The following is an 8131-nucleotide window of genomic DNA, read 5'->3' as shown; positions in this document are numbered from 1 at the left end:
ATTGGTATAAGGTCGCTAATGTAGCTCCGTGGTGGTAATAAATATAATAGAATTGGTTTAACGAGGAAGTTAGTATAAATAGCCGCTATAGAAAGAAAGACTTGTTAAGCTGAGGAGTTAGTAATGGATTTACATTTTCTTTGGTTACAGCAAGCTAATATTTCTTTCTTTTGAGTTTCTGACTTATCTCGCCAACCGATAATTTCAGAGAGGTGACGGTAGCAACCTACACAAATGTCATTTTGATCAAACAACAATTCCTTACACAAGGGCTGAGTTCTTTTTTATTTTTCTTTTTTTGGACGAGTTGTCATACTTTAACCATGAACTAAACACATAACAATTTATCTCACAACGGATTACATATAAGCAATTAACGGATAAACTAGAGTATAGAAGAAACAGATTAGGCAACATAGTAATCTTTAATTAAATACTCTAACTAAATATATAGATGTTCATGTTTGGTTTAATGAAAATATAAACTATTTATTAAATTATTCTGGTGTTTTATCCACAAGAATATCAACTTGGCGTTTACTATTTTGCTGAGAAATGACAACTCGAATAGTTTTATTTTCATTTTTATAGGTTAACGTAAGGCGCTCTCGTTTTTTTTTCTTGAAAAATTGACTCACCGAAACTTTGATTATAAAAATCTATAATTTCATCTTTAGTAGAAGAGGTGAAATAATTTAAAACCGCAGGTATGTCATCAGTAAAATCTGCGAAAACCTGTGCATTAGCAACCATAGGAATTGAAATAGGGGTAACATTATCAACCGCAAGCGTTACCTTGCTTAAACTTAATAAAATAGCACAGGCTACTATGCCGTATTTATTTATTCGTGTTCTTTTCATTTAATCAATTCCTGTTGGTTTAAAGTCACTTAGCTAAATATATATTATTTTTATACATAGTGCGAGATAGTGATTGATTATAAATTACTACAATGAAACTCATCACGGTAATGATCAACCCAAAGGGCTGTAGCACCACAAATAGCGACCGGCATGATAATTAGATTAACAATGGGAATCATTGAAAATACGGCAACAGTAATGCCAAAGCTATAGCTCAAGCCTTGTTGCTGTTTTAGTGCTCGTTTCATCTCAGTAAATGGTACTTTATGATTGTCAAAAGGGTAATCCTTATATTGTACAGCCATCATCCAAGCAACAAATAAGAACCAAATAATTTGTCCCACAACAGGCAATATCCACAGTAAAATAAAAAAACCGATAGCACGTGGAATATAATAAGCGAGTTTCGTCCATTCTCTGGCTAAGGTTCTCGGAATATCCTTTACAATTTCTAACATGCTGCCGTTAGGTGAAAGTTCACCCACTAATAAGTTTTCTATTTTCTCAGATAACAAACCATTAAATGGTGCCGCTAACCAGTTTGCAGCCGTACTGAACAAAAATGAGAAAACAATCAGGATTGTAATAACGGCAATTGGCCATAAAATAGCATTAAGCCAATCTAACCGGCTAGGTAGCCACGCCATTATCACGGTCATGTAATGTTCGAGTTCCTTAAATAAAAAATAGAATGCAAAGCTGAATAATAGTAAATTTATTAATAAAGGAATAAATACAAATCGACGGATCCCTTTTAATTTAATAAGCTCAAAACCTTTAAATAAATACCCCGCACCACTTTCAGCGAAAGGTGTATGCGAGGAACGAAAATTATTTTTTACAGAGTTAGACATGTATAAAAGTAACGCATTGATATTAATGGATTGATTATAGAGGTTGTTGAAACGTAATTACAATACTAACATGTTACAAAATGGCACTGTTTCTGTTAGAGTTTACTCTATATAATAAAAATCCCGACTTTCCCTTAAAGCATTTTAAAGACAGGCATAACAATGGAAGATAATTTCAGAAACGCATTAATTATTCTTAGCGGCGTTATTATTGCTGCTATTTTTATTCATGGTTTGTGGACCATTAGAAAACAAAAAAACCCTTATAAACTCAAAACCAGTAAAACAAAGGTTGAGCCAATATCAAGAAATTTTGATGGTAGTGGATTTGATCAAGACGGCGTAGGGCAAGTTAAAATATTAAAACAAGCAAATGAACCTGACGTTGTCAGTGAAAAAGACTTTGAAGAAACAATAAGCCTTGAAGAAATTAGTCATTTAGAAAATGGTCAAAATGAAGACTCTTATCATAGTTTTTCTGCAAATGAACAATTGTCAGAACATGATATTTCTCATCAAAAGATAAACGGTGACGCTAAACAAACTGAAGCGATAAAAGAAAAAATTGTTCTAGAACCACCTATGTATCAGCAGCCAGTTACGAAGGCAAAACCAACTAAGGCAAAACTTGCTAAGGCTAAAACGCCTGTTTCAAAATCTATTGTTAAACAAGCAACACCACCATCTGCGGCAGAAATTAAACGAAATCAAATAGAAATAAATTTTGGTGATGGTCTATCTATTGATGATGATGTTAACCCAAACATTAATGTAGATGAATTAAAAACTTCGCCTCAAAAATCAACAGCCAAAAAAGAGGCGGACCCGGCACCACTAGATGCTCAAGTCATTATTTTAAGTGTTGTTATGCCTGAAAATCACCAAATGTCTGGTGCTGCACTTTTACCTAGTTTATTAACATTAGGCATGAAATTTGGTGAGATGAATATTTTTCATCGACATCAAGATAATGCGGGTAATGGCCCTGTAACTTTTAGTTTAGCTAATATGCTTAATCCCGGATCTTTTGAATTAGAAAGTATGGAAACGTTTGTAACGCAGGGCGTTAGTTTATTTATGACGTTACCTAATGCAGGTGACCCTTTTGCAGCCTTTGACCAAATGTTATTGGCAGCTAAGCAATTAGCGGCAGAATTTAATGCGCAGTTACTTGATGATAAACGTAATGTAATGACTAAACAAACTGAGCAACACTATGTAAGTAAAATACGTGAGTTTGACCGACAACATCGTCTTGCTCGTGTTGAATAGCAACGTATACACATTCTTTAAGCCACTGACTTATTTATCGTATTAAGCAGTGGCTCAGTTAATATTTTCTTTGTTTTTCGAGTTAATTATCCATGACAACTATCAAGTCTTCACAAACGCAATCTGAGCGAGTTAAACAACTTCACCAAGAACTGAATCAGTATAATTATCAATATTATGTACTAGATCAACCCGTACCGGATGCTGAATATGATCGTTTATTACGTGAATTGCAGGCTATCGAACAATCACATCCAGAATTAAAAACAATTGACTCACCTACCCAAAAAGTTGGTGGCGAAGCTATTAAAGCATTTACTCAAGTTACACATCAAGTACCTATGTTGTCGCTTGATAATGTTTTTTCTGTTGATGAGTGGGATGCTTTTGTTAAGCGTATTCAAGACAGATTGGGTAGCGATAAAAAACTTATTATTTGTGCTGAGCCAAAACTCGATGGCTTAGCAGTAAGCCTGCGTTACGAGCAAGGGGTGTTAGTGCAAGCTGCGACCCGTGGCGATGGAGCTACGGGAGAAAATATCACAGAAAACATACGTACTATTAAGTCTATTCCTTTAAAGCTTATTGGTGAATGTGGTATTGACTATCCTGATGTTTTTGAAGTTCGTGGTGAAGTTTTTATGCCTAAAGCGAGTTTTGAACAATTAAATAAAGCCGCTATTAAAAAAGGTGAAAAGTCTTTTGCTAATCCACGTAATGCAGCAGCAGGAAGCTTACGCCAATTAGACTCAAAAATTACGGCCAAACGTAATTTAGATTTTTATGCCTATGGTCTAGGTTTTGTAGGAAACTTATCGTCAGAGATCATGAAAGATGCAAGGCAAGCCTTTTTAAAACCTTCACACTACCAACGTTTATGTCAGGTTAAATCATTAGGCTTACCCATGTGCCCAGAAGTACGTTTGTTAAGCGATCAAGCGCAAGTACAGGAGTTTTATCAAGATATTCTTAATAAACGAGATGAGTTAAGTTATGAAATAGATGGTACTGTCCTTAAAGTTGACGATATTGCCTTACAAGAGCGACTTGGTTTTGTTGCCCGGGCACCACGTTGGGCAATGGCTTATAAATTTCCGGCACAAGAAGAACTAACCACCGTAGATGATGTTGAATTTCAAGTAGGACGCACTGGTGCCATAACCCCCGTTGCGCGTTTAAAACCGATATTTGTTGGAGGTGTTACTGTTTCAAATGCTACGCTACATAACCAAGATGAAATTGAACGTTTAGGTTTAAAGATCGGGGATACCGTTGTTATACGCAGAGCAGGGGATGTGATCCCGCAGATTGTATCTGTTGTTCTTGAAAAACGAACAGATGATGCTAAAAATATTGTGTTTCCCACAACATGTCCTGTTTGTGGTTCACGTGTTGCACGAGCTGAAGGTGAGGCTGTATTGCGGTGTACCGCAGGGTTATTTTGTCAAGCACAACGTAAAGAAGCGATAAAACACTTTGCTTCAAGAAAAGCGCACGATGTTGATGGCTTAGGGGATAAATTAGTTGAGCAGCTTGTTGATGAAGGATTAATTTCCACACCTGCTGATTTATTTAATTTAACCGAGACTGACATAAGCACTATGGAGCGTATGGGTGTAAAATCAGCAAAAAAACTTATTGCCTCCATTGAAAAAGCAAAACAAACAACGTTACCTAAATTTATCTATGCTTTGGGTATAAGAGAAGTTGGTGAAGCAACAGCAGCTAATTTGGCGAATCATTTTTATACATTATCAGCAATACAAGCCGCAAGTTTTGAAGCATTACAAACTGTGGATGATGTAGGGGCTATTGTGGCAAAAAATATCATCAACTTTTTCAATGAAGATCATAATTTAGCTGTAGTTTCGGCGTTAAGTACTAAAATGACGTGGCCAGATATTGTTGTTAAAACAGCAGATGAAATGCCATTAGCAGGGCAAACATTTGTGTTGACGGGCACGCTGAGCCAAATGGGCAGAACAGAAGCTAAAGCCGCATTACAATTATTAGGTGCTAAGGTTTCAGGTAGCATCTCCGTGAAAACACACTACTTAGTTGCAGGTGAAAAATCGGGTTCTAAACTAACTAAGGCGCAAGAGTTAGGAGTTATAATATTAACAGAAGATGATTTAGTGGCGTTATTAGCAAAGTACCATTAATGTTCAGTTTTCTAAATATCCATCATCAAAAAGGCTTTATTTACCATGTATAAATTTTGTATCGTAGTATTTCTAATCTGTATGCAAACACGCGCTATAGCTGAACCAAATAGCGCCGGCAAAGCCGAATTGATTAGTCAACGAGCTCAGGCACGGCAAGCGTCAAATGACGTAGAAGCGCAACAAATTAGACGAATTAGCAAAACATTGCGATTAAAAATTACTAAATTGAGCGATAACCGAGGACAAGAATATATAGGCGCCACTGTAAGCCGCGCAGAATTACAGCCATATTTAGCTAAACTAGAGTCGATACTTGGCGCGAGTTTTCAGCAATACCGTGAACGACAAGCGACGCGTGATCATCAATTATTTCACATGACCATCATTAGCCCGCCAGAGTATCAAGTTGCAAACAAAACAGATATTGAAAAATTATTGTCTTTAGATGTTATCAATAGCAGCATGTCTGGTGAGGTAAATGTGACACTCCTTGGTTTAGGTAATGTGCAATTAGATAACAAAGAAACCTATTTTATCGTTGCCAAAAGTAGCGATGCGCAAATGATTCGTCAACAATTTCTTTTGAAAAATAAAGATTTTCATATAACGTTAGGTTTTAACCCCGATGATATTTATGGGGTAACAAAAGATAGCAGTACATTAATCAAAGAGTAATACATAAATTATTAATCTCAAATTTGACTAAATCAAATCCCAATCAAACTACCAGGGCGAAAGCTAGCTAAAATTAAACGCTAGCTTTGGTCATTTTCCAAAAAGCAATGCCTGCAGTAAAAAACAATACCATTGGATAAAAGGCATGAGAAATTACTGCTAAGGGTGATATCCCTAGGGTGGTACCTAATAATAGCGCTTGTGCTCCGTAAGGCAACAACCCTTGGTTAATACAGGCAAATATATCGAGTAAACTGGCTGATTGCGCGGGTGTTAGATCTCCATCGATTGCCAATTCTTTCGCAGTTTCACCTGTAATGATAATCGAGACAGTATTATTTGCTGTAAAAAAGTTACACCCAAAGGTTAATCCTGCAATACCCAGGCCGGCAGCCCGCTTTTTATTTGAAGGGCTTAGTTTTTTCGCGAATGACTCAATGGTATTTGTTAAAGCAGATAATCCACCTTGATGACGAATTAATTCACTTAATCCCCCAATAAACAATGACAAAATGAAGATATCTTGCATGCTAGAAAAGCCCGAGTTGATATCACTAATCCAAGCAGATAATTGATAATCGTTAGTTAACATACCGATAGCAGCCGCCAGTACAATACCTAAAGAAAGTACGACAAAAACATTAACACCTGACAGGGCAAGCACGAGAATCACGATGTAAGGCACAAGTCCAACAATTGCAGGATCATTCGTCATTTCATAATCGATATTTTGTCCAAACGCGGTAAAAATAGCTAAACAAACAAGGGCGGCAGGTACGGCAAATTTAAAGTTTACTTTGAATTTGTCCTTCATTTGTGCACCCTGGCTTCGGGTTGAAGCAATGGTGGTATCAGAAATAATAGATAGATTATCACCAAAAATAGCCCCTGAAATTAAACAACCGGCAACTAAAGCTGAATCAATACCTGCTGATTCAATAAAACCCAGCGCAATAGGGGCAATTGCAGCAATTGTTCCCATAGACGATCCCATCGCAGTTGATAAGAAGGCGGCAACAATAAATAATCCAGGCAACAATAAGTAAGTAGGGAAAACAGCTAATCCTAATTGAACACTGGCATCAACACTTCCCGTAGCTTTCGCCACAGTAGCAAAAGCGCCTGCAAGTAAATAAATAATACACATAGTGATGATGTTTGCATGACCGGCACCACTAATAAATTGCCCAATTTGCTTTTCTATCGTATCTTTATTAACTATTTTACCTAAAAAAACAGCGACAAAAATGGGCGGAATAATAGCGATACTAGCCGGAAGTTGATAAAACGCAAAATCACTACCTTGAAGTGTCAGAATAACACCCGTACCTAAAAAAATACCAAGAAATACGGCAAAGGGCAGTAGGGCTAAAAGGTTTTTTTAGTTGGTGTGGGCAATGAAGCAGCCGTTGTTGTGGTCATAAATTATATTCTTATTAGGGTCTAATGACCTTTATGTTAATTGCTACTCCATTATATTCGTTAAATCATGAGTGTGTGAAGTAATGTTTTACATTCATTCCCTTATAAAAAAGAACAAATTGCGATACTTGCCCCCTACATACCCGTTAAGCTTTATGATAAACTCTCGCCAATTATTTAATTCCTATTAATTTAAAAATAAGTGAAAGATATGTCTGAAAACAAGTTTGAAACGATAGAACAACGCGTAAGTTATGGTGTAGGTCGTCAGTTAGGTGACCAATTACGTAATAACCCATTTAAAGAATTTGATGTTACTGCAGTCCAAGCGGGTATTGCTGACGCCTTAGTTAATGCCGATAGCCAAGTATCAGATGAAGATTTAAACGATGCTTTTTCAATTGTATCAAAAAAACTACAAGAGCAAGAACAAGCTATTGCTAAAGAAAAAGCGGCTGAAGGCGAAGCTTTTCTAGCTGAAAATGCTAAACGTGATGAAGTTACTGTAACAGAATCAGGTTTACAATATGAAGTTGTTGCTACAGGCGATGGCGAAAAACCAACAGCAGCAAGTACTGTTCGTGTTCATTATCATGGTACCTTTGCTAACGGTGATGTGTTTGACAGTTCTGTAGAACGTGGTCAACCGGCAGAGTTTCCTGTAGGTGGTGTTATTGCAGGCTGGACTGAAGCATTACAGTTAATGACTGAAGGCAGTAAGTGGAAATTAACTATTCCATATAACTTAGCTTACGGAGAACAAGGGTCGCAAGGTGCAATACCTCCTTATGCAACCTTAGTGTTTGATGTTGAATTGTTAAACATCATTAGCTAATTTAGCTATTTTAAAAGCCCTCATTTGAGGGCTTTTTTTAATTG

At 36.7% G+C, this 8131-nt stretch carries 8 protein-coding genes; 4 read left to right on the top strand and 4 right to left on the bottom strand.

Going from position 1 to position 8131, the window contains the following annotated elements; translation table 11 throughout:
- Positions 1–104: 104 nt before the first annotated feature.
- The 3 genes from L3081_RS15745 to cysZ form a co-directional block, all read right to left on the bottom strand.
- On the bottom strand, positions 105–254 hold the full coding sequence (locus L3081_RS15745; RefSeq protein ID WP_242287063.1) for a DUF1289 domain-containing protein: 150 nt from the start codon (positions 252–254) through the stop codon (positions 105–107).
- Positions 255–585: 331 nt separating this feature from the next.
- Positions 586–861 carry a hypothetical protein gene (locus L3081_RS15740; protein ID WP_242287009.1) on the bottom strand — a complete coding sequence of 92 codons (276 nt, stop codon included), beginning with the start codon at positions 859–861 and terminating at the stop codon, positions 586–588.
- A 77-nt stretch (positions 862–938) separates the two neighbouring features.
- The gene (gene cysZ, locus L3081_RS15735; protein WP_242287008.1) at positions 939–1718 is read right to left on the bottom strand and encodes a sulfate transporter CysZ; all 780 of its coding nucleotides are present in this window, start codon (positions 1716–1718) and stop codon (positions 939–941) included.
- A 162-nt stretch (positions 1719–1880) separates the two neighbouring features.
- Here cysZ and zipA point away from each other — a divergent pair, with 162 nt between their 5' ends.
- The 3 genes from zipA (at position 1881) to L3081_RS15720 (ending at position 5830) form a co-directional block, all read left to right on the top strand.
- Positions 1881–2990 carry a cell division protein ZipA gene (zipA, locus tag L3081_RS15730; protein WP_242287007.1) on the top strand — a complete coding sequence of 370 codons (1110 nt, stop codon included), beginning with the start codon at positions 1881–1883 and terminating at the stop codon, positions 2988–2990.
- Between the two features lie 92 nt (positions 2991–3082).
- Complete coding sequence (gene ligA / locus L3081_RS15725; RefSeq protein WP_242287006.1) at positions 3083–5152, top strand: NAD-dependent DNA ligase LigA; 2070 nt, start codon at positions 3083–3085, stop codon at positions 5150–5152.
- Between the two features lie 45 nt (positions 5153–5197).
- The gene (locus tag L3081_RS15720) at positions 5198–5830 is read left to right on the top strand and encodes a hypothetical protein (RefSeq protein ID WP_242287005.1); all 633 of its coding nucleotides are present in this window, start codon (positions 5198–5200) and stop codon (positions 5828–5830) included.
- 73 nt (positions 5831–5903) lie between these two features.
- On the opposite strand, the gene L3081_RS15715 is transcribed toward L3081_RS15720, so the two are convergent.
- Entirely contained in the window at positions 5904–7193 is a 1290-nt protein-coding gene (locus tag L3081_RS15715) for a Na+/H+ antiporter NhaC family protein (RefSeq protein ID WP_242287062.1), read from the bottom strand.
- Between the two features lie 270 nt (positions 7194–7463).
- Between L3081_RS15715 and L3081_RS15710 the strand changes: the two genes are divergently transcribed.
- Positions 7464–8087, top strand: a complete 624-nt coding sequence (locus L3081_RS15710; protein WP_242287004.1) for a BamJ family beta-barrel-assembly machinery protein — start codon at positions 7464–7466, stop codon at positions 8085–8087.
- Positions 8088–8131: the final 44 nt, after the last annotated feature.

Origin of the sequence: Colwellia maritima, assembly GCF_022669015.1 — a bacterium.
GTDB lineage: Bacteria > Pseudomonadota > Gammaproteobacteria > Enterobacterales > Alteromonadaceae > Colwellia > Colwellia maritima.
Note: the sequence above shows the minus strand (reverse complement) of the source record. Positions and strands in the feature narration are given on the sequence as shown.

Excerpts from the sequence above, each read along its gene's own strand:
- L3081_RS15740 (WP_242287009.1), bottom strand. The coding sequence starts at position 861 with ATGAAAAGAACACGAATAAATAAATACGGCATAGTAGCCTGTGCTATT.
- cysZ (WP_242287008.1), bottom strand. The coding sequence starts at position 1,718 with ATGTCTAACTCTGTAAAAAATAATTTTCGTTCCTCGCATACACCTTTC.
- zipA (WP_242287007.1), top strand. The coding sequence starts at position 1,881 with ATGGAAGATAATTTCAGAAACGCATTAATTATTCTTAGCGGCGTTATT.
- ligA (WP_242287006.1), top strand. The coding sequence starts at position 3,083 with ATGACAACTATCAAGTCTTCACAAACGCAATCTGAGCGAGTTAAACAA.
- L3081_RS15720 (WP_242287005.1), top strand. The coding sequence starts at position 5,198 with ATGTATAAATTTTGTATCGTAGTATTTCTAATCTGTATGCAAACACGC.
- L3081_RS15710 (WP_242287004.1), top strand. The coding sequence starts at position 7,464 with ATGTCTGAAAACAAGTTTGAAACGATAGAACAACGCGTAAGTTATGGT.